The organism is Thermogutta hypogea (assembly GCF_055386265.1).
In genome coordinates this window covers 3863358-3887577 of sequence record NZ_AP042425.1, presented here as the reverse complement: position 1 = coordinate 3887577, position 24220 = coordinate 3863358, and the positions used below count along the sequence as shown (strand labels likewise).

The following is a 24220-nucleotide window of genomic DNA, read 5'->3' as shown; positions in this document are numbered from 1 at the left end:
ATTGCATCATGATGCAAACAAGCAAGGCCGATGATACGTATTAGATTCCGGAAGGGGGTTGCCGAGGGTAGTTGGAACCGGTTCGTCCCTCGGCCGCGGCATCGCCCGGTGCGTCCGTCGTGGCGGCAGGCCGTCGGGAAACTCCCTTCCAGATAAATGTGGCGCTTCCTAGTGATGCGAGGGTGAGACGTCATGGACACCGACACGAAAGCACGTTGCGCGATGATGGCGGAGGTCTTTCGGGCCTTGGCCCACCCATCGCGAGTGTTCATCGTGGAACAGCTCGCGGAGCACGGCGAGAAGTGCGTCTGCGAGATGACGGCCCTGATCGGTGCCGATATGTCCACGGTTTCGCGGCATCTGTCGGCCTTGAAAAAGGCCGGTGTCGTTGAGGACGAGAGGCGCGGCACCATGACGTTCTACCGACTGCGCACCCCTTGCGTGCTGAATTTCTTGCAGTGCGCGGAAAGCGTTTTGCGGCAAAACTATCAAACGAAGGTGAACATGTTGCAGTAACGGTGCTTGGCTGGCGACCGGGAAGGACGCAGCTTGCGGCTTTGTCGGGCGGGGGTTCTCGGACGGGCGATCACGGTCGCCCTTTCTTGATGAATCGACCTTGCATGCTTGGCCAAACAACCATGGTTTTCGCATTGCGATGGAGTCGGCGATGAACCGGAAAGAATGGGGGATTCTGGCCGCCTTGGTCGCGGTCTTCCTCTTCGCCTATTTTGTCAACTTCAATGCCGAACGCGTTCAGACGGCGATTGTGGAAGGTTTCTTGATGCTCCAGTGGTATGCCCGAAACCATACCCTGGGCTGCGTCGTGCCGGCCATGTTCATCGCCGGAGCGATTGCCACGTTTCTTTCCAAGGAGGGTGTGCTGCGGTACCTCGGCCCGCAAGCGAACAAGATCGCGGCCTACAGCGTGGCCTCCGTGGCCGGGACGGTGTTGGCCGTCTGCTCGTGCAGCGTGCTCCCGATGTTCGCAGGCATTTATCGGGTGGGGGCGGGATTGGGACCCGCCGCCGCCTTCCTTTACTCCGGACCGGCCATCAACGTGATGGCGATCTTTCTCACGGCCCGAGTCTTGGGCTTGGACCTGGGCATCGCCCGGGTCGTGGGAGCGATCGTCTTCGCGGTGGTCATCGGCCTGCTGATGGCGTGGATCTTCCGCCGCGAGGAGGAGAACCGGACGCGGGCGATGATGGCCTTGCCGCCGTCGCCGCCCTCCAAACGCGCTTTGTGGCAAAACGCCGTGTTCTTGGCCTCCATGATCCTGTTCCTGGTCTTTTCCGATTGGAGCGATCCGAGCCGCACCGTGGTGCAGCTCAAGCCCAACGCCCAGGTCACCCTCATGGACGGGACGAAAGAGGTCTTGTCCACCGAAGAATTGAACGTGGCCGTGCTCCTGGAGACCACCAGCGCCTATCGCTTCCAATTGGAAGAGCCGGCCGGCCGTTTCGCCAAAGGCGTGAAAATCAACGTCGAGAAGGAATACGTGCTCGGAATGCGTCAGGACACCCCGCCGGGCTATCAATGGGCGGCCTGGATCTATCCCCGGCGGTGGTACGTGGCGGGCGCGTTCCTGCTCTTGACCGTCATCATGGCCTTCTCGTGGTTCGAAAAGCCGGGGTTGAAGGCCTGGATGGGCGAGACCTGGAGCTTTTCCAAGCAGATCATCCCGCTGCTGTTCATCGGGGTTTTGGTGACGGGATTCGTGGGATCGCTGCTGCCCGAAAAGGCCGTCGGCGCCCTGGTGGGAGGAGACAGCTTCCGCGCCAACCTCGTCGCCTCCGTGATCGGCGGCGCCTGGTACTTCGCCACGTTGACGGAGATTCCGATCCTCGAAGCCCTGATGGGGCTTGGCATGGGGCGGGGGCCGGCCCTGTCGCTGCTGCTGGCCGGGCCTGCTCTCTCCCTCCCCAGCATCGCCGTCATCTTCAGCGTGTGGGGCTTGAAGAAGACGGCGACTTTCGTCGTTCTGGTCGTGGTGATGAGCGCGATCGTGGGCATGATCTTCGGGGCGTTTTTCGTGTGACCGCCCACGCGGCGGCCGAGGCGGGGCCGGCAATCCGCCGTTTTTGCTTTCGTATTGCGAACCACAAGGCGTACAATTTCTAAAAATGGAGGAGCAAACCATGAAGCTGATTCAAGTGCTGGGTCCGGGTTGCGCCAAGTGCAAGGCGCTGGAAAGCAACGCGCGGGAAGCGGTGCAGCAGTCGGGCATTGAGGCCCAAGTCGAAAAAATCTCCGACATCGGTACCATCACCGCCTTCGGCGTGATGATGACTCCCGCTTTGGTCGTCGACGGCGAAGTCAAGGTGATGGGCAAGGTGGCGAGCGTGGACGAGATCAAGAAGATTCTCGCCGGTTGAGAGACGCCTGCGGAGGACGCTCCATCCCTCTTGCGCGTGTTTCTGAACGACGAAAAAGGAGAACTTTGCCTTATGGCCAAAGATAGTAATCAAGGCGGTTGTTGCTCGGGCGTCGCCAAGCCGATCGTGTTGACTTGCTCGGGGGCATCCAACCTCGGGCGTATGGCCGACTTGGCGGCCCGGAAGATGACCGCCGACGGTATCGCCCAGATGTCATGCTTGGCGGGCGTGGCGGGCGGCGTGGATATGATGCTCCAGGCCCTCGCAGCCGCCCCCGCCGTCCTCGTCCTGGACGGCTGCGACTACGAGTGCGGAAGAAAGGTCATGGAAAAGGCCGGTTTTCCCGACTTCCGGCATTTGCGACTCGACCAAATGGGCATGAAGCGCGGCGAAACCCCGGTTACCGGGGAAAACGTCCAACGCGTCGTGGCCGAGGGCGCCAAGCGGCTCGCTGCCGCCGTCGCCTAATCGCGATCCACGGTTCCGGATGCGTCCTTCACAAGGAGTTTTCGAGATGGCGGATAAGAACGGTCTCCAATCCCTATTGACGGGAGCCTTGCTCCTGCTGGTCGGCATGGCCTTCGGAGCAATCTTCGTCAAGGTCGGCCAAGCGCAGAAAACCCCCGAAGCAGCGAAGGCGGAGGTCGCCGGGGCGACCACGGTGGCACAAACGGTCGCTCCCGCCGAACAGGAAGCGGTGGTGGTGTACTTGTGCCACGGCAAAACGCGCTGCCCCACCTGCTTGAAGATCGAGGCCTCCACGAAAAACGTCTTGGAGCGGATGTTCGCGGACGATATCCGTGCGGGCCGGGTGATCGTCAAAGAGGTCAACTACGACCTACCGGAGAATCGGGACCTGCTCACCAAGTACGAGATCATCGCGCCGACCGTGATCATGGTTCAGGTCAAGGACGGCAAGGAGGTCACGTATCGAAACCTGATGGAAGTGTGGCAAACCGTCCACGAACCGGATGCCTTCGATTCGCTGATTTCCGGCAACCTCCGGGAGCTGTTGCCGAAAACGGCGTCCTGAAAGGGCGGCCCGCACGCCGCGGGCGTCAGCCCAAGGTGGATGCGCCGCAAAACTCCGAGCCTCCGGCGTAAGCCGGAGGTGAATGCCGCGGAAAACCCGGAGCCTCCAGCGTAAGCTGGAGGTGGTGCTGGCCGCTGGTGAATTTCGGGTAGCGCCGTAGACACCGCCGGCTGACACCGCCGGCTCGACATGAACAAAAACGCAACGCGTCCCAGAGCCTCCGGCGTAAGCCGGAGGTGAATGCCGCGGAAAACCCGGAGCCTCCAGCGTAAGCTGGAGGTGGTGCTGGCCGCTGGTGAATTTCGGGTAGCGCCGTAGACACCGCCGGCTCCCCGGCGCGCCGCCGTCGGCGAAGGAATCGAACAGGAGCACCGCGCCTCATGAACGTGCAATGGTGGATGCAGCAGGGACCGCTGATCGCTGCGTTCGGCCTGGGCCTGGCGACCGCCATCGCCCCATGCCCCATGGCGACGAACATCGCCGCCATATCGTACCTTGGGCGGAGGGTGGGCAGCGGTCGGGCGGTCTTGCTTACCGGCTTGCTCTACACCGTCGGCCGGTCCGTGAGCTATTTTCTTCTGGCCCTCATCATCGCGGCCGGACTGGCGGCCCTGCCCGGGATTTCGTCCGCGTTGCAGACCTACGGGCACATGTTGCTGGGGCCGTTCTTGGTGCTGGTGGGGATGTTATTGCTGGGCCTATTGACGATCCCGCTGCCCAGCTTCGCGGCCGGCCGATCCCAGCGCCTTGCGGAGTCGGCGGGCATTTGGGGCGGACTGCTGTTGGGGATTGTTTTCGCCCTGGCATTTTGCCCCACCTCCGCCGCATACTTCGGCACCGTCATCGCCGTCGCTCAGGGTTCGCAGACCCCGGCGGCCCTGCTCAGCGCGTTGTACGGCGTCGGGACCGGCCTGCCCGTCGTCGTGTTCGCTGTGATCCTCGCCTTCAGCGCGCAATCGCTCGGCAAGGCGTTCCAGGTGATGACGTTCGTCGATCAGTTGGTGCGCACGGCGGGGGGCGCGATTCTCATCGTGGTCGGCATCTACTTCATCCTCAGGCTCTTTGAGGTGCCGCTACCATTTTGACGCCCGGCGCGCGATCATCAAGGCGCTGCGCGCCGCCGCGCAAAACCCCGAGCCGCCGGCGTGAGCCGGTGGTGGATGCGCCGCAAAACCCGGAGCCACCAGCGTAAGCCGGCGGTGGTGTTAGGCGTTGGTGAATTACGGGTAGCGCCGGAACACCTCCAGCTTACGCTGGAGGCTCATGGACCCGTTGCGTTTTTGTTAATGCGGAGCCGCCGGCGTAAGCCGGCGGTGGTGTTAGGCGCTGGTGAATTACGGGTAGCGCCGGAACACCTCCAGCTTACGCTGGAGGCTCTTGGACCCGTTGCGTTTTTGTTAATGTGGAGCCGCCGGCGTGAGCCGGCGGTGTCTACGGCACTACCCAGGATGCACCACCGGCATGTTCGCCGTCGGCGGTGTTTCATCGCAGAACCGCACCGATTCGAGGACTTTCACCATGGACGATGCGACGCCTTCGCCGCGGCCGTGGAAACTGGCCGATCTGACCTACTCCGCGGTGCGGCAGCAGCGCTACGACGTGGCGGTGCTCCCCTTGGGCGCCACCGAACCGCACAATCTACACTTGCCCTACGGCATGGATACCCGCGAGGGCGACCTGATCGGCGATCGGATCTGCGAGGCGGCTTGGCGGCAAGGAGCCAAGGTCATCCTGCTGCCCACCATCCCGTACGGGACGGAGACGAATCTGCGGGCATACCCCTTCGCCATGAACCTGAATCCTAGCACCCTGTACGCGGTCCTGGCCGACCTGATCGAGTCGCTCACGCATCAGGGGATGATGAAGATCGTTCTGCTGAACAGTCACGGCGGGAATGACTTGAAGGGGTTTCTCCGCGAAATGTACGGCCGATCGCCTGCCAAACTCTTCCTCTGCAATTGGTATGCGTCGATCCGCGACGTCTATCACCAGATTTTCGAAGAGCCGGACGATCACGCCGGGGAGATGGAGACCTCGCTGGCGCTGGCGTATTGGCCGGAGCTGGTGGCCCTCCGCCCCGACGGTTCGCCCGACGCCGACGCGGGCAGGACGCGGCCCAGCCGATTCGAGGCCGTCAACCTGGGTTGGGTGTCCATCACGCGACCGTGGCATCTGCTGACCACGAACGCCGGGGCGGGTAATCCGCATCGGGCCTCCGCGGCCAAGGGACGCCGCCTCGTGGAGGTGTTGGCCGAGCGGCTGGGTTCGTTTCTGGTGGAATTGGCCCAATCGCCCCTGGACGAGACGTTCCCGTTCTGAGCGGGCAAGCGGCGTCCACCGCCGGCTCACGCCGGCGGCTCCCCGGCGCCGCGCCGTGACGCAAAACCTGGAGCCACCAGCGTAAGCTGGTGGTGGATGTTGCGCCAAATCAAGAGCCTCCGGCGTAAGCCGGAGGTGGTGTTACCCGGTGGCGAATGCCGGGTAGCGCCGTAGACACCGCCGGCTCACGCCGGCGGCTCTTGGATTCACGCCGTTTACGCCGGCGGCTCGCGGATTTATGCCGTTTACGTCGGGGGCGGGAACAGCGACGATTCGGGTTTCGGCACGCGGGCGAGGAATCGGCCGCCGCTTTCGTACCAACCCTGTTGCGTGGAGCGGCACCACAGCAGTTCCATTAGCAGGCTGACGGGTTCGCCGTCGGCGTCGAAGGTGGCGATCATCCGGCGTGCCGGCAGCGGCTTGGGATGATAGAAGCCCAGCCCTCCCTCGGAGATTTGCCGCCCGACCACCACGACCGGCGACCCGCGGGGCGAGCCGTCCTCGTCCGAGACCATGGTCAACCGGACCAAGTAGGGAAAATTGAAGCGGACGCTCTCGCGGCGTTCGCCGGGGTGCACATCCGGCATCAAGGCCGCAAGGGCCTGCCACACTCCGTCCCGGACTGCCTCGTCCGCCGCCGTCAGGCACGCCGCCCAACCCGCGGCTCGGCTTCCCGCGAAAGCACCATGGCTCATGTGCCCGTCCCCTTGAAGTAGTACACAAGGTGTATCGGCAATCATCCGCCGGCCGATAACTTGTCGTCGGAAAAATAAGACCGTTCGAGAGAGGGAGAAAGCGATGAACGAGAAGTCGGCTGATACAGCCCGCCGGACCGGCGTCGGCGCGATCACATCTCTCAGTCGGAAGTGACGAAAACCGCGGCGGGTCCCGGTCGGCAGAGTGCTGCCGGGGGCCGGCCGTCCTGCCCGACTTCTCGATCCCGTTTGCTCCACGGGGGCGGGGCCGTCCGTTCCCTCCCGCGTCGGCCGTCCCCGCGCGACTCCGTTTGGTAAGTCGATCAGGAGGCCATTCCAAATCTAGGTCGAGAATCGCCCGGCGTCAAATCGAGGCGGGGCGAAACGTCCGAATCCGCCCGTGGGATTACACCGCCGGCTCACGCCGGCGGCTCCCCGACGCTGAATGGCGCCGTCGCGCAAAACTCAGAGCCTCCGGCGTAAGCCGGAGGTGATGTCAGCGGGCGGCGAATGCCGGGTAGTGCCGTAGACACCGCCGGCTCACGCCGGCGGCTCCCCGACGCTGAATGGCGCCGTCGCGCAAAACTCAGAGCCTCCGGCGTAAGCCGGAGGTGTTCCGGCGCTACCCACGATTCACCGGCGGCTGACGCCGTCGGTGCTTCGCCGCGGGACAGGGCAGGCGTCATTCGGCGGCGGCCGTGGTGCGATAATTCAGGACGCGCGCCTGCCCGATCTCCTCCGCGCGGAGCCAGAGCGTTTTACCCAGCAGTTCCCGCCCGTCGGGCAAGGTGTAGACGTGCGCGGCCCGCCCCAAGGCCGGCACATCCAATTGCACGCGTTGGCGCCGCCGGTCGGGGGCGAACAGCTCGCAGCGGAAGGACAGCGGTGCGTCGGTCTCGTTGACCAGCGTTTGTCGAACCTCCAATTCGCCGGCCTCATTGAGCCGCGTTCGCAGGTCCACGTACACATCGCCCAAACCGACTTCTAAGGTGTGGAAGGCATCGAACTCGTACCGGCGGTCGGCTTGCAGGGAGAAGTGAACGACGAAGGGTTGGGTTCCGGCCTCGGCGTCCAGGGGCAACGTCAGGGCGAAGGGGACGGCGATCTCCTCGTTGGGCAGCAGTTTGAAGACGGCGTGATCGGGCTCCAGCCGCCAGCCGCGGCCGCCCGGCAGTCGTACCGTGCCGGCCACCGCATGGGGAAACGTGTTGCGGAACCGAATTTGGTTGGGCAAGGGCTTGCCGTACACGCTCGGCACCCGCGTGACGCCGAGTTGGCAGGCCTGCCGCCAAAGCGCGATCGGCAAATGGACGCCCTCCACGAATTGCGGCAGGGGACCGACGCGGAGACGCTGTTGTTCGCCTAGGGCGGGCAGGGACGAGGTTCGCCCCCACACGTCCGTAGTCGCGACCGCATCGCCCAAGTACAGCACTTCCTCGCCGGGTTGCGGGTTCCATACGATCATCATGCCCGTCTCCCCGTCGCCGAAAAGGAGATTCCGCGACTCGTTGGGCAAGCGGATCGATCCCCGCGGCGTGCGATCGCGGAGGGCGTGGACGGCCGTCCGCCAAGGGATGAGCAGTTCGGTGGGGAAGCCGTCGGGACGGAACAGGCCGCACTCGGGATGGAAGGGATCGGGATGGAAGCCGGCCTCGGCCCCGCCCGCCTTGACCGCCGCCATGCGCAGCACCAAATCGGTGATGCGGACCGGGAGGGGGTATTCACCCCGGTTCAACGGGCGAAGATCGACCCACAGGGCGACGCGGTCTTCGGCCCCCGCATAGCTCGCGAGGTAACGCCGCAGCTCCTCCGCCGTCATGGGCGGATCCGTGGTGAACTGGAGGGATCGCCAGGGCGAATTGCGGTCCAAGGGCGGGGGTTCCAGCCAGTCCCAAGCCGTCCCCACTTGGCCGTTGTACAGCACTTTGGAGACCTCGGCCGAGACGCGGCGGACGATCTCCTCGGGGCGCGACACGGCCGTGAAACCCAGGTCGTCGTCGCGTCCCAATTGCCACCGGCCGACCAGCAGGCCGAACCGCGCCAGCGTCAATTCCAGCGAGGGCTGCCACACCGCGGTGTCCGCGGCGAAGAACTCGGCGGCGGTGGTCCGCCCGTTCCATTGGCCGCGAAGACCCGCCGGCGGCTCGCAGAGCAGCCCCACGGTTTGCACGCCTTGCCCCCGAAGTCGCTCCAGGAAGAAGCCCAGCTCCTCCAAGGCCTCCGGCGTCGCGGTATCGTCGCTCCAGACGGGGAACTTGACCCATTTCACACCGGAGAGGCGGATCACCTCCAAGAGGTCGCGGACATCGAAGGGCTTGGCCCCCTGCGGCAGCGACCATCCGAAGGGGGCGGCCGCGATTTGGTCGACCGGGGCCAGCACGGCGACGGGGACCTCGACGCGTCGGCGGGCGCCCTCGGGCGTGGAGAGCGTCGCTCGCAACACATAGTGGCCCGGCTCCGACAGCGGCACGTCCCAAGCCCGCGAACCCATGTGCGGCGGATTCTCCCGCAGCGTTTCCTCCGCGGGGATTTCGTCCGGCCCGAAGGCGGGTCGAACCTCCAAGGGGGCGAGCACGCGCTCCAGCGGCTCGCCCTCCGCATCCAGAATCTCCAATTCGAGCGGGGGCGTTTGGGGACGGATGCCCGCCGCCGTGTACTCGGCCCGGACCGCCTCGCCTCGGGCGTACAGCCCATGCGGGCGATTGAGCCGCACGCTCAACCGCGGCAGCCGGCCCAGATAGATCTTGCCGAACCAGACCTTGGCATTTAAATCGGATTTCTCTCGCGGCTCCACGTGCAAGCCCACCACGGCGGACTCGGCCTGCGGTAGGTCCAGGTCCAGCGGTCCCAGCCGCAAAAGGCGCCAATCGGCGCCGGGTACGATTTTGGCCGATCGCTCGATATGGAGGAGCTTGTTCCGCGAATCGAAAAGACTGAGCGTCGTGAACACCCGATCGTGCTCGATGCCCGCGGCTCGGACCCAAACCTCGAGTACGTGGCCGAAGAGCGTGGAGACAGGGATGGGAGGGCTGAAGGCCGCCACCCCGCCGCCGTCGATTTCGGCCAGAAGCGAGCGCGGCGAGTGGGGCGAGGACTCGGCGACGATTTCCATCTTCGAATAGGCGGGAAAACCGCTTCCCACCCGACGCGTCCAGTGGTCCGGCCAATTGTCGTAATTGACGTCCGTCGATTCGGCGAAGTCGATACTGTAGACGGGCTGGGTACCGGGCAGGGGTTGTCGTTCGAGGGTGTCCGCGGTCGTTACCCCGACGACGGGGCCGTCCGGAGTGTGGGGGGAAACCGCCGCAGCGGTCGCCGGTCCGGTATCGGCGGACTTGGGGTTCTCCGCGTCCGCCCCTACAATGATCCCAAAGAGCGTCAGCCCGGCCGCCGAAAGCGCGGAGAGGAACCGCCCTGGTCCTCGCCGGGGGGCGTTGCAAGGAGCCTCCGCCGCTCCGCCGCGTGTTCGGGCGGACAGGCAGGGCACACCGCGGGCCGAGATGATGGAACGTCGGAACTTAGACATTGGGATTACAACATACCCACCGTCGGGTGGAGGTGGCCGGCCCACGCGATTCCGAAGGCCGCAACCGGTTTTCCGCGCCGGGGCAAGGCCGATGCCAAGGGCCGAGCGAACTTCCGCACCTACTTGGGTTTCGGCCTCGATTGCCGTGGCAAGTTAAAAAGGATTGATCCGTGCTCAGAATTCGTCCCGCCTTGGATTTGGCCTCGCTGGGATTGGACTGGTTGCCGAGCCTGGAAACCGCCCGCCGTCTGGGCGTGGAGACTATCGAAATCGACCTGCGGCGGCAATTGCCGTGGCGCGAGCTGGGGCAAACCGCCATCCGCGAAATTCGCAAGCAATTGAGCGAGAGGAATCTCCGCCTCTCCGTCGTAAGATTCCGTACCAAAAAGGGTTATGACGAGGCGCAAGACCTGGATCGGCGCGTGGAGGGAACGAAGACCGCCATGCGCATAGCCGCCGCATTGGGTGCCGACTTTCTCACCAATCGGTTGGGACGCTTGCCCGAGGAAACGGACGGTCCGTCCCCGGACGATACCGGGCGTAGTCCGTTGATCGTGGAGGTACTCGGCGATTTGATACGCCATAGCGAGCGGGAAGGCGTCCTCCTCACAGGGGAGTTGGGCGAGGATTCCGGCGAGGATTTGGCCCGGCTGTTACGCCGCCTCCCCGATCAAGGGGTTGGATTGGATCTCGATCCCGGGCTGCTGGCCGCGTTCGGGCACTCGCCCCAACAGGCAGTCCAGGCGGTAGGCAAGTCCGTGCTGGTCGTCCATGCGACGGACGCCGTCATGGGCGGCGGTCCGGGGCAACGGCGCATCGCCCCCTTGGGTACCGGCGACGTCGATTATGCAGATGTTTTGAGCGGCTTGGAAAAGGTGGGGTATCAGGGGTGTTTCTTTGTCCGCGCCCTCGGCGACGAACAGCCCCTCGCGGAGGTCCGCCAAGCCATCGATTACCTGCGGCGCATTTGACGCCCGGTTGCTCGAAGTTACTGTCTGTTTCAGCGTCTTTTCGGCTTGCCGCGCGACGCCATGGTCCCAAGCGAAGGCCCTTCATCCAGCGATTCGGCGGCGGTTGCTTCGGCGACGACCGCTTCGGGGGCCGAGGTCGCGTGTCGGCCGCCCTTGCCCCAACGTGGCGGCTGGGCGGTTAAGGGAACCGTGGGCCTCTTTCGCGCCGCGGTGCTCCTCGTTACGGCGGTGATGACCGCCGATCAGGTCTTCGTGACGTCGCTCCGGCCGCATCGCGTGCAGGGCGGCTCCATGACCCCGTCGTTGATCGGCGGACACTATCGGGTGCCGTGCGACGGTTGCGGGCGCGTCTTTCCCGTGCTGCCCATGCCGGGCGGAGGGCGGCCGCCGTTCGGCGTGTGTCCCGGCTGCGGGCGGCGCGTCGCAATTCCCGCGGACGGCGGGGAAGAAAGCATCGGGGACCTGGTGTGGATTCTCCGCAGCCCGTTCCTCTTCCGCCGGCCCGGTCGCTGGGAAGTGGTGGGCGTGCGCGATCCCGCGGCAGCCTCGCGAATCCTGGTAAAGCGGATCGTGGGCCTGCCGGGCGAGACCGTCACGATCCGGGAGGGCGATCTCTTCGTCAACGGAAGCGTCTGCCGCAAGCCGTGGCCCGTCCTACGGACGATGCTGGCTCCCTTGCCGCCGGCGGAGGCCTCGCGCGGGTCCTGCCCGCTGCCTCACGAGGTCCGTCTCGCCTCGCCCGCCACCAATTACTGCTATTTTCACCCCGGTTGGGATCAACGGGAGTTTCCTACCCGCGACTTGGTCCTGTTCTTCGCACTTCGCGAGTTTTCGATGGAGAACGGCCGCCCGGCGAAGCTGCGGATCGCGGCGGACGACGGCGACCGCGGTTGGGTCGTGACGTTCGATTTCGCGGCCGAGCAGGTGACGGCAAAGCAAGGCCCGCTGCCGCACGAGGAGGCGAGCGCGACGCCCGGCGACCGCGCAACGGGCGATCGCAGCGCCGGCCGGACGGCCCCGCTCCCGCCGGCTTTGCAGCGCTGGGTGCGGCGTTCGGGCACAAAACCGCCGATTCCTTTCGCGGTCTCCCTGGCGGATCGCCGGCTGCTGGTGCTGGTGCAAGACGAGACGGTGCTGGAGGCGGCTTACGACCCGCCGCCGATCACCCGCTCGCTGGTGCGGCCGTTCCGCGTGGAGGCGGAAGGGGCGACCGGCCGCATCGACGACGTTCGCGTGATGCGAGACGTGTATTACCTTGCCCCGTACCAGGCGGTGGAACCGACGCCGCAACCGCTTCCGGAAGGGGATTCGGCCGATGGGTCCCGGGTGCCGAACGCCCCCGGCGAGTCGCTGCGCTTTCTGTGCCGGGAGGGCGACGTGGAACCGGCCGCCCCCTTTGCGGTGCGATTGCCGCCGGGAAAGTATCTGCTCTTGGGGGACGATCCCCACAGCTCCGTGGACGGCCGGTATTGGCGGCCCGACTTCGGCATCCCGGGACAATGGATACTGGGCCGCGCGATTGCGCTGCGCTAGGCGGCTCCCGCGGGAGACCGCGGGGCGCGCCGCGTTAGGGTAAAGCGGCGGCCGCGGGGCGGCTGTGCAACGTACCGCTTCGCGCGGACGCCCGAGGTTTCGTTTCAAGCCGAGGTTTGCGAGACGGCGGATTACAGCTCGAACTCGCCGCCCGGGAAGAGTCCGGTAGCCGGACGCTCGATCGGGACCTCCTTGGGCGGCTCCGTGGAGCGTTTGATGATGGGAACGTAGGGACGTTCCGGATAGCCGGTGTAGAGCTGTCGCGGTCGATGGATCCGCTTGCTCGAGGACATGTGCATTTCCCGCCAGTGGGCGATCCAGCCCGGCAGACGCCCCAAGGCGAACAGCACGGTGAACATGTTCTTGGGAATGCCCAGCGCCCGATAGATGATCCCCGAGTAGAAGTCCACGTTGGGATACAGCTTGCGTTCCACGAAGTAGGGATCCTTGAGGGCGACCTCTTCCAGCTCCTGCGCGACTTGGAAGAGCGGATTCTTGTCGGTTTGTTTGCTCAGCAAGCGGTCGGCCATGGCCTTGATGATCTTCGCGCGGGGGTCGTAATTCTTGTAGATGCGGTGGCCGAAACCCATCAGGCGGAACGAGTCGTTGGGGTCCTTGGCGCGATCGACGAACTTGCCGATGTTGCCGCCCTCGGCGACGATCTGTTCGAGCATATTGATGCAGGCCTCGTTGGCCCCGCCGTGCAATTGTCCCCACAAGGCGTTGATCCCCGCCGCCACCGCCGAGAACAGGTTCACGTTGCTGGAACCGACCATGCGGACCGTGGAGGTGCTGCAATTCTGGCCGTGATCGGCGTGCAGGATGAGCAGCAGGTTGAGGGCCTCCACATGCTCCGGCACGAGGTGATACCGCTCGCTCGGAACGGCGAACATCATGTAGAGAAAGTTCTGGCAGTAATTGAGATGGTTTTGCGGGTACATGAAGGGCTGGCCGATGGATTGCTTGTAGCCGAAGGCCGCGATCGTCGGCATCTTGGCCATCAAGCGATACATCGCTAACTGCCGCTCATTCTCGTCCAGCGGATCGAGCGAGTCCTTGCAGTAGATCGAGAGGGCGTTGACCACGGAGCTGAGGATCGCCATGGGATGGGCGTCGGGCGGGAAACCCGCGAAAATGTTCTTCATCCCCTCGTGCAGCAGCGTCCGTTTGCGGATGCCCTCGCGAAATTCCTCCAACTGGTCGCTGGTGGGAAGCTCGCCGTAGATCAAGAGAAAGGCCACTTCCAGGAAGTCGCAGCGTTCGGCCAATTCCTCGATGCGGTAGCCGCGATAGCGCAGGATGCCCTGCTCGCCGTCGATGTAGGTGATGCTGCTGGCCGCGCCGCCGGTGTTGGCAAAGCCGTCGTCGAGCGTGATATGGCCCGTCAAGGCGTAGAGCTTCGAGATGTCGATGACGCGATTTCCCTCCGTCCCGACACGGATCGGAAATTCGTACTCTTTGCCTTCCAAAATCAGCTTCGCGGTTTCACCCATAAATCGGTCCTTGTCGTCTTGGCCTGGGGATCGGGCGGATCACGCGGCGGACTGCGGATGCGAATCAAACATGTATTTTACTCGCCGCCGGGAGGTTGGGGCAACGACGGGGCCGGGCGGACGCCATGTCGGCCCGCGCTCCGTCACGGCCGCAAGCTGCGACCCCGGATGCCAACGCGGGTGCCCGTCGGCGGACGCCGCGGCGGCGGCAACCGCTTCCGCGGTCCCCGGCGGGGGCGTCTTGTTCCTGGACCGAAGCCGACCTAAAATCCGGATTCGTTGTGGAGCCGGCTGCCGAGCACGGCGGCACGGCCGTGATGTGCCGCCCCGGCCGCTCCGCGTCAACCCACCCCTTCCCCCGATAGGCGCCGTCCTCGGCGTTTCCGGAGTAGGACGATCGCCCATGGAACGCCGTTTCATTCAGCAGTTGGGGCCGCAGGAGCAGGTGCACGAGGTTTATCGAGCGGGGGGAAAGCAACTCCGCCCCAATCGCCACGGCGCCCTCTACCTGCAAGTCGATCTGACGGACCGCACCGGCTCCATCAGCGCCCGCATTTGGAACGCCACCGAGCAGTTGTACCGCTCGTTCGAGAACGGGGATTACGTCCGCGTGGAGGGGACGACGCAGGTCTATCAAGGCGCCTTGCAGTTGATCGCGTCGCGGATTCAGCGCGTGGACCCGGCCGAGGTGGACCCCGCCGACTTCATCCCCGTGGCGCCCTGCCAGGTGGATCGCCTGATGAATCGCATGGCGGAACTGCTCCGCGGCTTGCGGAATCCCGCCCTGCGCAATCTGGCCGAGTGCTTTCTTTTGGACGAAGCGTTCCTGGGCGATTTGGCCAAGGCCCCGGCCGGGATGAAGTTCCACCACGCCTACGAGGGCGGGCTGGTCGACCACGTGGTCAACCTGATGGAACTGGCCCGGCTCGTCGCCCCACGCTATCCCGAATTGGACGCCGAACTCCTGCTGATGGGCGCCTTCTTGCACGACATCGGCAAGGTGCGGGAACTGACGTACCAACGCGAATACGGCTACAGCGACGCCGGACAACTGTTGGGTCACCTGGTCATCGGCGCGCAGATGCTGGAAGACAAGATCCGCGAGGCCGAGAAGTTGGCCGGCGAGCCGTTTCCCCCCGAGCTTGCCCTGCGGCTGAAACACATGATCGTCAGCCACCACGGCCAATTGGACTTCGGCAGCCCCAAACCGCCCATGACGCTGGAGGCCCTGGCCCTGCACTGCCTGGATCATTTGGATGCCTGGATGGCGGCGTTTCAGCAGTGCATCAAGGAGGATCCCAACGTGGGCAGCACGTGGACGGCGTTCCACAACCAACTCAATCGGAAGCTGTTCAAGGGCAACGGCTTGCCCGCCGCGGCTTCCGAATTGCCGACGCCTCCCCAACCGCCGGCGGAGACGTAACGGCTGCCGCCGCCTGCGACGCGGCCTCCGCTGCTGCAACGGGAGCGGCCGGCGCAAGGCGGCACTGCCGGTGCCGCGGCGCCGCCCGTTGTCCGTCGGGAGAAGCCGCGCCTCCCGCCGGCGCGGACGGCTCCGCGTATATCGCCTAAGGCTCGACGGACTTGACCCAGCGAGGCTGTCATGAACCACCCGATCTTGCGGAGTTTTCGGCGTCGTTCGGCCTGGACGACCGTGCTGTTCCTGATGGCGGGCGTGCCCGGCGCTGCCGCCGACTGGCACCATCCGCTGTACTTGAGCGGCGGGGACTATTGGCGATGCCGGATTCCCGTTCGCGTCGTCAACGACTCGCGGCAGACGTTGGAGGGCGTTCCGATCGAGGTCCCGGTCGGCTCGGAACCGGGGCAGGCCGCCTTGGTCCACGCCGAAGCCGCAAGCCTGCGGCTGTGCGACGAGCAGGGCCGCGAGCTGTTGTTCGATATCGTCGGGCCGGACGGCGCCGCGGTCCGCGAGGGGCCGATCCCCGCAGCCGGTCGCCTGATCGTGCCGGCCGACTGCCCGCCCGAGAGCGCTCGCCGCTACTACATCTATTACGACAACCCCGCGGCCGGTCGCCTTCCCGACTATTTCGAGGCGCGTCCGGGGCTGGTCAACGGCGACGTGGAATGGGGCGATTGGGGGACGGATCCCGACGCCGCGCCCGCCGGCTGGAGCCACGACCCGCCCGACCCCCAACACCGCGCCCAATGGACCGACGAGTCGCCTCGGTCCGGCCGACGCTGCTTGAAGACGGTCGTGGAGCCGGGCGCGGAACCCACTTGGATCGCCACGCGGCAGCACAATATCCGCATTCTGGGCGGGGCGCGGTACGTCATGACGGCCTGGGTCCGCGCGAAGGACGTGCGGGGCTTCGCGGGTTGGTACATCCACCTGGGCAATCGCGACAACCCCATGTCGGCCTCGCCCATGTTGACCGGCGGCGAAGGGACCTACGATTGGAAGCAGGTCCGCGCCGAGTTCGTCGCACCGGCGGACGCCGATCGAGCCGACCTCGGGACCGTCCTTCGCGGTACCGGCACCGCCTGGTTCGACGACGTGCGACTGGAATGCCTGGACCGGCAACCGTGGCGGGCCGAGGCCGGAGACCCGGAACGCCTGGAACTCCGCGCGGCGAACACGTCGGCGGATTGGCCGACCGACGGACCCGCCGCCGCGTGCGATCGCCGCGTCCTTGCCCGGGCGTGGAACCTCGGCGACCGCGACCTTGCCGGTTGGGTCGGCATTCCGCTGGGCAACTTGCGAGATCGGCTGGGCGGGCGTCTGGACCCCGCTCGCATCGTCATTCTGGACCAAGGGCGGCCCCAACGTCCGCGAATCGTGGAGGGTTGGGCCTTGATCCGCGCGAGCTTGCCTGCCCGGTCCGTCGCCGAGTATGGGATCTATTACACGGCCGCACCGACCGTAAACGCGGGCGGGACCGATCCGGCCGACTACGCCGCGCTGGTCCGTTCGCCGGATAACCTGCTGAAGGACGCGGACTTCGAGACCGATGCTCCGGCGGCCTGGACGCGGACGCCGAACGCGGCGGGGGTGACGCTCGACCGCGACCGCATCGCCGCTCCCGGCTTGGGGCCGCACTCCGCCAAGATGACCGTCGCGCCGGATGCCCCCAAGGGCTGGCGGGGGCGGCAACAGGCGGTGCCCGTCCGGCCGGGCGCGACCTACCTCTTGGCCGCGTGGGGACGGTGCCAAGACCTCCGCGACGGCGACCTCCGGCTGCATCTGCACATCCATCGGGCGGACGGCGGCTTGTCGGCGGATAGTCCCATGCGCGGGACGGGGGAGGGCATCAAGGACACCGCCGATTGGACGCTGCTTTCCGGCATGTTCACCATGCCGGCCGATGCCGCCCGAATGTCGCTGCACCTGACTACCGACGGGCGGGGCACGCTGTGGCACGATGGGGCGTTGGTGTTGGAGGTGCTCCCCGCCGTCCCGACGGCGTGGGAGGCTCGACCCGTCCCGCAAGACGCCCCCCTGGCCGTCCGCCCCGTGAACCCGCTGATCAAGGTCTTTCCCGACGAGCCGGCCGGCGGTGCGTCGCCTGCCGTGCTCGAGGCGGCCGGCAACGAGTATGAACCGCTGCAATTGGCGCTCCGCAGCGGCAGGGCGCGGCGGTTGCGGATTGCGGCCGACCCGCCCCAAGGCCCCGGCGGCGCCGTGCTGCCCGAGCCGGAAATCCACGTCGTCGGCTACGTCCCGGTGGACTATCCCACCAACTACTATCGCGACGAGGAGCCGGAATGGTATCGCAAGATTCCGCACACGTCTCCGGCGTGCGACGGTTTCCCGGGCATGTGGCCCGATCCGCTGTTGCCGCGGGCGGAGTTGGAGCTGCCCGCCGGCGAGACGCACGCGGTTTGGGTGACCTTTTTCGTGCCGTCGGGTACGGCGCCCGGCGAATATTGCGGCACGGTCCGCTTTTTGGAATCCGGTTCGACCTCGAGTGCGGCGGCGGCCGAGATCCCCTACACGCTCCGCGTCCGCGGCTTCAGCCTGCCGCCCACGAGCCGATTCAAGGCGATCTACGACGTCCGTCTCGGGCCGGGATCGGCGGTGTGGGGCGGCAATGTGGATGCCTGGTATCGCCCTCTGGCGTCCCTCATGGCCCGCTACCGCCTTTGCCCGGACGCCGTTCGGCCGATGCCGCGGTTCCGCCTGGAGGACGGTCGCGTGACGGCGGACTTCGCAGCCTTCGATGAGGCCGCCCGCTGGTACTTCGACGAAATGCACTTCCCCCATAGCTACACGCCGTGGGACCTGTATCTGTTCGGCTGGGGGCATCCGCCCAAGGCGGCGTGGGGAGAACCGCCCTATCCCGGCGGCCATCCCTACGAAGACGCGGATCGCGCCCGGCTCCGCCCGGAATTCAAACGGACGTATCAGCAGGCCCTGCGGTTGTTCTGGGAGCACGTCAAGGAAAAGGGCTGGGCCGACCGCTTCGTGCTGTACATCTCCGACGAACCGTTCTTCCGCGAGGAGCCCATCATCCAGCAGATGCAGGCCCTCTGCGAGATGATCCACGAGGTCGATCCCGCCATCCCCATCTATTCCAGCACTTGGCATCACGTGCCCGATTGGGACCGGTCGCTGGATATCTGGGGCATCGGCCATTACGGCGTGGTCTCGGCGGAGGAGATCGCCGGCATCCGCGCCTCCGGCAAACGCGTGTGGTTCACCACCGACGGCCAAATGTGCCTGGATACGCCGTACTGCGCCGTGGAGCGATTGTTGCCCTACTATTGTTTCCGCTACGGCGCGGAGGCCTACGAGTTCTGGGGCGCGGCCTGGACGACCTACGACCCCTACCGCTTCGGTTGGCACGCGTACATCAGCCAGTCGGACAAGCCGGGCAACCGCTATTGGATCCGCTATCCCAACGGAGACGGTTTCCTGATTTATCCCGGCAAACCGATCGGCCTGGAGGAACCGGTACCGACGATCCGCCTGGCGCAAGCCCGCGAGGGCGTGGAGGACTACGAGTATCTGGTGCTGCTCCGCGCGGCGATCGAGCGGGGCAAGGCCTCCGGTCGGGATGTATCCCAGGCCGAGGCGGCGCTCCGCGCGGCGGAGGAGCTTGTGAGCATTCCCAACGCGGGCGGCCGGTACTCCACGAAGATTCTCCCCGATCCGGACGCCGTTCCCCGTGCCCGCCGTGCCGTGGCGGATGCGTTGGAACGCCTGCTGGCCCGCTGACGGCCGCGCGCCGCCGGCGAAGTATTCGTGGAATATTCTTTGAGCCACCAGCGTAAGCTGGTGGTGTTTTAGCGCTGGAGCCGCCGGCGTCAGCCGGTGGTGTTCGTGCGCCACCGACGGGAACCCGCGAGCGTCCGCCCGGACGCACCTGCGAGCAGGGGCCGCCCGCGACCCGGCGGGGTTGGACACGAATCGACCCGGGGAGCACGCAGGGGCCGGCGGCAAGGCTTGAAACCGGGCCGCGCTCCGTAGTAAGATCGGTTCATCGTGGGCGGCACGAAGGCGGCCGGGCAGGCCGCGGCGTGCATGCCCGCGGTTTTGCGGCGGGTTCTTCCGTCGCTTTTTTTCGCCCTGGAAAGTGTACAAACGTATATCTTCGGCGGACCGCTCGGCGGCCAGCCGATGCCCAAAGGGTCGTGCCATCATGCTGGACATGCATCGCGTCCGTGCCGTGGAACGGTTGCTTCGCGCGGGCAAGCTGAGCCAACGCGCGATCGCCGCCAAGCTGGGAGTCAGTCGGGGGAGCGTGGCCAAGATCGCCGCGCGGATGCGGGAGCGCCCTCAAGGCGAATCCCAGTCCGCGGAGGCGTGCGGCGAGTCGCCGCCGGTGGCCCGGTGCCCGAATTGCGGCGCCCTGGTGGAAATGCCGTGTCGCGCCTGCATGGTGCTGCGGCTGCGGGCGGAAGGGCGTTTGCCGCCCACCTCCGGCGAATCGGCCGGTCCCCTCCGCCTCGAGTTGCGAAGCCCCCACTACGAGCGCTACGTGGCGGTGCGAGCGGCGGCCATGGAACGGGGCGAAGCGACCGGCGAGCCTCCGCCCGACGATGCGGAACCCGACGGCGACCGCGGTGAGGACTGGGAACCGCCCTGGGACGCGGAGCCGGATTTCCGGCGGCCCTGCGAGGACCACGACGCATGGTGCGACGAGACCCGGCTTTGGGCGGCGTGATCGGATCCGGCGGCATGGGGCCTGTGCGAAGGGGGGCGACGACGATGGAGCAACACCAAACCGTGCTGCGGTATGCCGCGCTGAGCGAGGCGCGGAGCATGATCGCCGACGCCGACGTGCTGTTGTTCCGGCGGCGGGATGTGATCTCGGCCGTGGGGCGCGGAATACACAATCACGCCGCGTTGGCCGCGTGGTGGGACGACGAGCTGTTCTGTTTGGAAGTGCGGGGCGGATACGGGGGTCGCGCCGTGACGCTGGAAAGCCAAACGGCTCGCTATCCCGGCCGCATCGACGTGTACGCCGCCGATCCCGACGGTCTGCGGCCGGACTTCGATCGCCGCGGGGCGGTTCGCCGCATGCGCCGCTGGATGGGCCGGCCCTACGGGTACGGCGCCCTGCTGGCCCTGGCATGGCGACGCCTGCCGCTGCTGCGGTTGATCCTGCCCCCGGTTACGAACGACCGAGACGCGGAGGCGTCGGCCCCGTTTTGCAGTCAGGCTTGTGCCGAGGCCCTGCGGACGGGCGGCGGCGTGGACCCGGTCCCCAATCTGGCCGACCGCATGACGGAGCCGGCCGATTTGGCCCGCAGCGCCTTCCTCCGCTATCGCTGTACCTTGCTGCCGGACGCCGGCGGTGCACCGTCCCCGCGTCCGCGAAATTGGGGCGAGCGGATCGTGCCCGCCGCCGTGATCTTCCTCTCGCTCGTGATCGCGAGCGTGGTTGCTGCGCCGCCGGGGGCTCGGGCGCAGGATTGTTCCGCCGGGCGGTGCGGCATCCCCATCGACGCGGCGCCGGAAGCAGCCGGACCGATCACGCCCGAACCGGCTTGGAATGCCGGAATCGGCTCGTCGCGGAAGACGCCTTGGGCCGGCGTGGCACGCATCGCCAATGAGCTGCGGAGCGGAAGCACGGCCTACGGGACGGGTACCTTGATCGCCAAAGACGACCGCCGGGGCTGGATTCTGACCTGTGCCCATCTGTTTCGGGACGGCGTCGGCCGCGTGACGGTGAGCTTGGCCGAAGGCACGTATGCCGCGCGGGTCTTGGATTGGGATCGCGCGGGCGACTTGGCGGTGCTGGAAATCGCAGCGCCCTCGGCCGATCCGCTGCCGATCCGCGAGGACGTGCCGGCGGCGGGCGAGGCCGTGACGTTCTGCGGCTACGGTTCGACGGGCCGGCTCCGGGTGACGTCGGGTCGCGTGCTGGGCTACGTGGGGACGGCCGGGCTGGCCGGCCGGCAGACGTTGCAAATCAGCGGGGGGGCCGAGAACGGCGACTCCGGCGGCCCGATCCTCGATGCCCAGGGCCGCGTGGCGGGCGTGCTCTGGGGCACCGACGGCACCCGAACCGTGGGCAGCTACTGCGGCCGCATTCGCGAATTCCTGTCGCGGTTGGGAGGCCTCTTGCAACCCGGTCCCCAGGTCTCACCCTTGCCGGAACCTTGGCCCGATCCGTCGCCGCCCCGAAACCCGGGCGAGGGTCCGCATCCTTTGCCGGGCGACGTCGCCGGCGGGGCCGATCCGGCGCCGCAGGGCGGGGGTGAAGCGGCCGGTTTGCGGCAGCGATTGCAGGCCTTGGCCGAACGCTTGGGCGAAAGCGAAACCGAGCATCGCGCGGAGACCCGGGCCTTGAGCGAGCGCCTGAAGGGCGTGGAGGCGGCGGCCGCCGCCGTGGGGCAGTTGCGGCAACGGATCGAAGCGGCCGAGGCGATCGTGGGTAAAGATAACCTCCGCGGCGTGGTCCGCGAAGTCGCCGCCGAATGGATCGCCGAGCGCGGACCGGACGCCGTGCAGACCTGGCTGCCGCGGCTGGTGACGGCCTTGGGGTGGAGCGGGCCGCCTTCTCTGGCCGTGATGCTGGCCGCCCGCGCCGCCGTCCGCCTCATCGCACGCCGCGTCCGCAAAAAGGCCCGCCGAAAAGAGGCTGAATCCGTCGCCGGTTCATCCTCCGCGACTTGAGTGGTACAAGCATCCTGGGACTTCGGTTGGGAGCATCCGGCATGACCGGTACCGAATGGGGCGTGATTTTGGGGCTGTTTTCGACCTGGTTGATGCTGCTCTTGCCCTGGTTGATGACGGTCCATGCCCGATTGGCCGTGGTCATCGCCACGCTGCAAGACCTGCGGCGCAAGATGGAATCGCTGGAGGCGCGATGGGAGGGGCATAGCGGACGCACGGCCGGCGCGGTGCAAGATGGCGCCGTTTGCCGGGCCGTCGCCTGCCCCCTCGCCGAGCCGCCGTTGACGACCGTGGAAGACGCTGCTTGAGCCGCCGACCGTCGGCATCCGGCGTCAGCGAAAACTCCCTGAGAGAAGAGCCATGCGCATCCGGGACCGGATCAAGGAGTTGCGGCGCGTTCGGGCGGGAGACCTCCGGCCCAATCCCCGCAACTGGCGGACGCACCCCAAGCGGCAACAAGAGGCCCTCCGCGGCGTGCTCGCGGAGATCGGCTACGCCGATGCCCTGCTCGCCCGCGAGTTGGAGGACGGCTCGCTGGAGTTGATCGACGGCCATCTGCGGGCGGAGACGACGCCGGAGGTCTTGGTGCCGGTCTTGGTGCTGGACGTTTCGGCGGAAGAGGCGGCCAAGCTGTTGGCCGTGCTCGACCCGTTGGCGAACCTGGCCGGCAAGAACGAAGACGCGCTTCACGATCTGCTGGCGGAGGTGGAGACGGCCCATCCCGGCTTGCAATCGCTGCTGGATGAACTGGCCGAGGCAGACCCCGCGACGAGCGACGACGGAGAGGCGGAGGGCGGGTCGGGCGGAGGGTGCGAGCCGCCCCTGCCGGACGTCTTTCAGATCGTGGTCCAGTGCCGGGACGAGGATCAGCAGCGGGAATTGTTCGAACGGCTGACGGCGGAAGGGTGGTCCTGCCGTTTGGTCAACCTGTGAACCGCGGAACGGGGTGGCGGATGCGCTTCGAGATCACGCTGGAATCGCCGGTCCGGCCGAGTTTTCGCGTGCAGCAGGCGGCCGGCATGTTCGACGTGCCGTTGGGGCAAAAACTCCGGGAACGGTTCGTCGTGGACGTCCCGCCGCAAAGCGAGGATTGGCGGATCGGCTTGATCGTGGGGCCGTCGGGGAGCGGCAAATCGACGCTGGCCGGGCACCTGTTCGGCGCCCGCTCAGCATCGGGTGCGGATTGGCCGTGCGACCGCGCGGTGATCGAGGTCTTCGACGGCATGACGCTGAAAGAGGCGGCGGGATTGTTGACGGCGGTGGGATTCGCCTCGCCGCCCGCCTGGCTCCGCCCCTACCACCTGCTGAGCAACGGCGAACGGGCGCGATGCGATTTGGCGCGGCGCTTCGCCGAGGCGCTGTATCCGCGGGCCGAGCAGCGGGGGACGGCGGAGGGAACGGCGGACCAAGCCGCTTCTGCTGCGACGACGGAGTTACCGGGGCCGGGCGACGCGACGCCGGAGAACGAGCCGTGGCACGCCCTGTTGCCGCCCCAGGCCGACCGCCGCTTGCCGCTGGTGGTGTGCGATGAATTCACAAGCGTGGTGGATCGTCAGGCGGCCCGGGCGATTGCGGCGGGAACCGCCCGGCGGATTCGCGAAGGGCGTCTCCCGTGCCGCTTCGCGGCCGTCACCTGCCATTACGACGTGATGGATTGGCTGGCCCCGGACTGGGTCATCGACATGGCGGTGAAGCGTTTTACCAGGAGGTGCCTTCCACGGCCGGCGATCCGCTTGGAGATCGTTCCTTGCCGGCGTGAGGCTTGGCGAGCCTATCGACGTCATCACTATTTGAGCGGCTCGCTGCCGGTTGCCGCGCGATGCTACTTGGCCGTCTGGGAGGGCGAGGCGGCGGGATTCTGCGCCGCGGCCCCCATGCCGGGACGCCCCGGCGTGCGTCGCATCAGCCGATTGGTGGTTTTACCGGAGTATCAGGGCATGGGCATCGGGGGAGCATTCTTGGATGCCGTGGCGGCCTGGACGGCCCGCGGCGGGAACCGCGTGACCATCACGGCCGCTCATCCCGCCGTCATCGGCCATTGCCGCCGCTCGCAGCGGTGGACGACCACCGCGGTGCGCAAACTCGGCTCGCGCCCCGGCGGCCTGCCGGGTTACACGGGGTCGTGGGGCCGGGCCGTCGTGTCCTTCCGATACCTGCCCTGAAGAGTTCACCAACGTGGCGAGCGGCCGCGC

General features: G+C 66.8%; 19 protein-coding genes. 16 read left to right on the top strand and 3 right to left on the bottom strand.

Annotated features, from left to right (window positions below; genetic code table 11):
• Window positions 1-192 precede the first annotated feature (192 nt).
• The 7 genes from ACZ5B4_RS14020 (at window position 193) to ACZ5B4_RS13990 (ending at window position 5727) form a co-directional block, all read left to right on the top strand.
• Window positions 193-516, top strand: coding sequence for an ArsR/SmtB family transcription factor (locus ACZ5B4_RS14020; protein ID WP_464911854.1), 324 nt, complete (start codon window positions 193-195; stop codon window positions 514-516).
• 151 nt (window positions 517-667) lie between these two features.
• Window positions 668-2038 (top strand): permease, encoded by a 1371-nt coding sequence (locus ACZ5B4_RS14015; RefSeq protein WP_464911853.1) that lies wholly within the window; start codon window positions 668-670, stop codon window positions 2036-2038.
• 100 nt (window positions 2039-2138) lie between these two features.
• Entirely contained in the window at window positions 2139-2375 is a 237-nt protein-coding gene (locus tag ACZ5B4_RS14010; RefSeq protein WP_464911852.1) for a thioredoxin family protein, read from the top strand.
• Between the two features lie 72 nt (window positions 2376-2447).
• A complete protein-coding gene (locus tag ACZ5B4_RS14005; RefSeq protein ID WP_464911851.1) occupies window positions 2448-2843 on the top strand; it encodes a putative zinc-binding protein in 396 nt (131 codons plus the stop codon).
• A gap of 46 nt (window positions 2844-2889) precedes the next feature.
• A complete protein-coding gene (locus ACZ5B4_RS14000) occupies window positions 2890-3408 on the top strand; it encodes a nitrophenyl compound nitroreductase subunit ArsF family protein (protein WP_464911850.1) in 519 nt (172 codons plus the stop codon).
• Between the two features lie 380 nt (window positions 3409-3788).
• Window positions 3789-4493, top strand: coding sequence for an aromatic aminobenezylarsenical efflux permease ArsG family transporter (locus ACZ5B4_RS13995; protein WP_464911849.1), 705 nt, complete (start codon window positions 3789-3791; stop codon window positions 4491-4493).
• Window positions 4494-4926: 433 nt separating this feature from the next.
• Complete coding sequence (locus ACZ5B4_RS13990) at window positions 4927-5727, top strand: creatininase family protein (protein ID WP_464911848.1); 801 nt, start codon at window positions 4927-4929, stop codon at window positions 5725-5727.
• A 245-nt stretch (window positions 5728-5972) separates the two neighbouring features.
• Here ACZ5B4_RS13990 and ACZ5B4_RS13985 read toward each other — a convergent pair whose 3' ends face one another.
• Window positions 5973-6422: a hypothetical protein gene (locus ACZ5B4_RS13985; RefSeq protein WP_464911847.1), complete on the bottom strand. Its 450-nt coding sequence runs from the start codon at window positions 6420-6422 to the stop codon at window positions 5973-5975.
• 682 nt (window positions 6423-7104) lie between these two features.
• Window positions 7105-9948 (bottom strand): hypothetical protein, encoded by a 2844-nt coding sequence (locus ACZ5B4_RS13980; RefSeq protein ID WP_464911846.1) that lies wholly within the window; start codon window positions 9946-9948, stop codon window positions 7105-7107.
• Window positions 9949-10118: 170 nt separating this feature from the next.
• On the opposite strand from ACZ5B4_RS13980, the gene ACZ5B4_RS13975 reads away from it, so the two are divergent.
• Window positions 10119-10919 (top strand): sugar phosphate isomerase/epimerase family protein, encoded by an 801-nt coding sequence (locus ACZ5B4_RS13975; protein WP_464911845.1) that lies wholly within the window; start codon window positions 10119-10121, stop codon window positions 10917-10919.
• 189 nt (window positions 10920-11108) lie between these two features.
• Window positions 11109-12452, top strand: coding sequence for a S26 family signal peptidase (locus ACZ5B4_RS13970; RefSeq protein WP_464911844.1), 1344 nt, complete (start codon window positions 11109-11111; stop codon window positions 12450-12452).
• A gap of 131 nt (window positions 12453-12583) precedes the next feature.
• Here the strand turns inward: ACZ5B4_RS13970 and ACZ5B4_RS13965 are convergent, their stop codons facing one another.
• Entirely contained in the window at window positions 12584-13945 is a 1362-nt protein-coding gene (locus ACZ5B4_RS13965; RefSeq protein ID WP_464911843.1) for a citrate synthase, read from the bottom strand.
• 403 nt (window positions 13946-14348) lie between these two features.
• On the opposite strand from ACZ5B4_RS13965, the gene ACZ5B4_RS13960 reads away from it, so the two are divergent.
• From ACZ5B4_RS13960 to ACZ5B4_RS13930, 7 genes are all read left to right on the top strand, one after another.
• Window positions 14349-15368: a 3'-5' exoribonuclease YhaM family protein gene (locus tag ACZ5B4_RS13960; RefSeq protein WP_464911842.1), complete on the top strand. Its 1020-nt coding sequence runs from the start codon at window positions 14349-14351 to the stop codon at window positions 15366-15368.
• 180 nt (window positions 15369-15548) lie between these two features.
• Window positions 15549-19121 carry a glycoside hydrolase domain-containing protein gene (locus ACZ5B4_RS13955; RefSeq protein ID WP_464911841.1) on the top strand — a complete coding sequence of 1191 codons (3573 nt, stop codon included), beginning with the start codon at window positions 15549-15551 and terminating at the stop codon, window positions 19119-19121.
• A gap of 424 nt (window positions 19122-19545) precedes the next feature.
• Window positions 19546-20070, top strand: a complete 525-nt coding sequence (locus tag ACZ5B4_RS13950) for a helix-turn-helix domain-containing protein (protein ID WP_464911840.1) — start codon at window positions 19546-19548, stop codon at window positions 20068-20070.
• The gene (locus ACZ5B4_RS13945) at window positions 20037-22028 is read left to right on the top strand and encodes a S1 family peptidase (RefSeq protein ID WP_464911839.1); all 1992 of its coding nucleotides are present in this window, start codon (window positions 20037-20039) and stop codon (window positions 22026-22028) included. The genes ACZ5B4_RS13950 and ACZ5B4_RS13945 overlap by 34 nt, the downstream gene beginning before the upstream one ends.
• Before the next feature lie 41 nt (window positions 22029-22069).
• Window positions 22070-22336, top strand: a complete 267-nt coding sequence (locus ACZ5B4_RS13940; RefSeq protein WP_464911838.1) for a hypothetical protein — start codon at window positions 22070-22072, stop codon at window positions 22334-22336.
• A 52-nt stretch (window positions 22337-22388) separates the two neighbouring features.
• Window positions 22389-22961, top strand: coding sequence for a ParB N-terminal domain-containing protein (locus ACZ5B4_RS13935; protein WP_464911837.1), 573 nt, complete (start codon window positions 22389-22391; stop codon window positions 22959-22961).
• Window positions 22962-22981: 20 nt separating this feature from the next.
• The gene (locus ACZ5B4_RS13930) at window positions 22982-24190 is read left to right on the top strand and encodes a GNAT family N-acetyltransferase (RefSeq protein ID WP_464911836.1); all 1209 of its coding nucleotides are present in this window, start codon (window positions 22982-22984) and stop codon (window positions 24188-24190) included.
• Window positions 24191-24220: the final 30 nt, after the last annotated feature.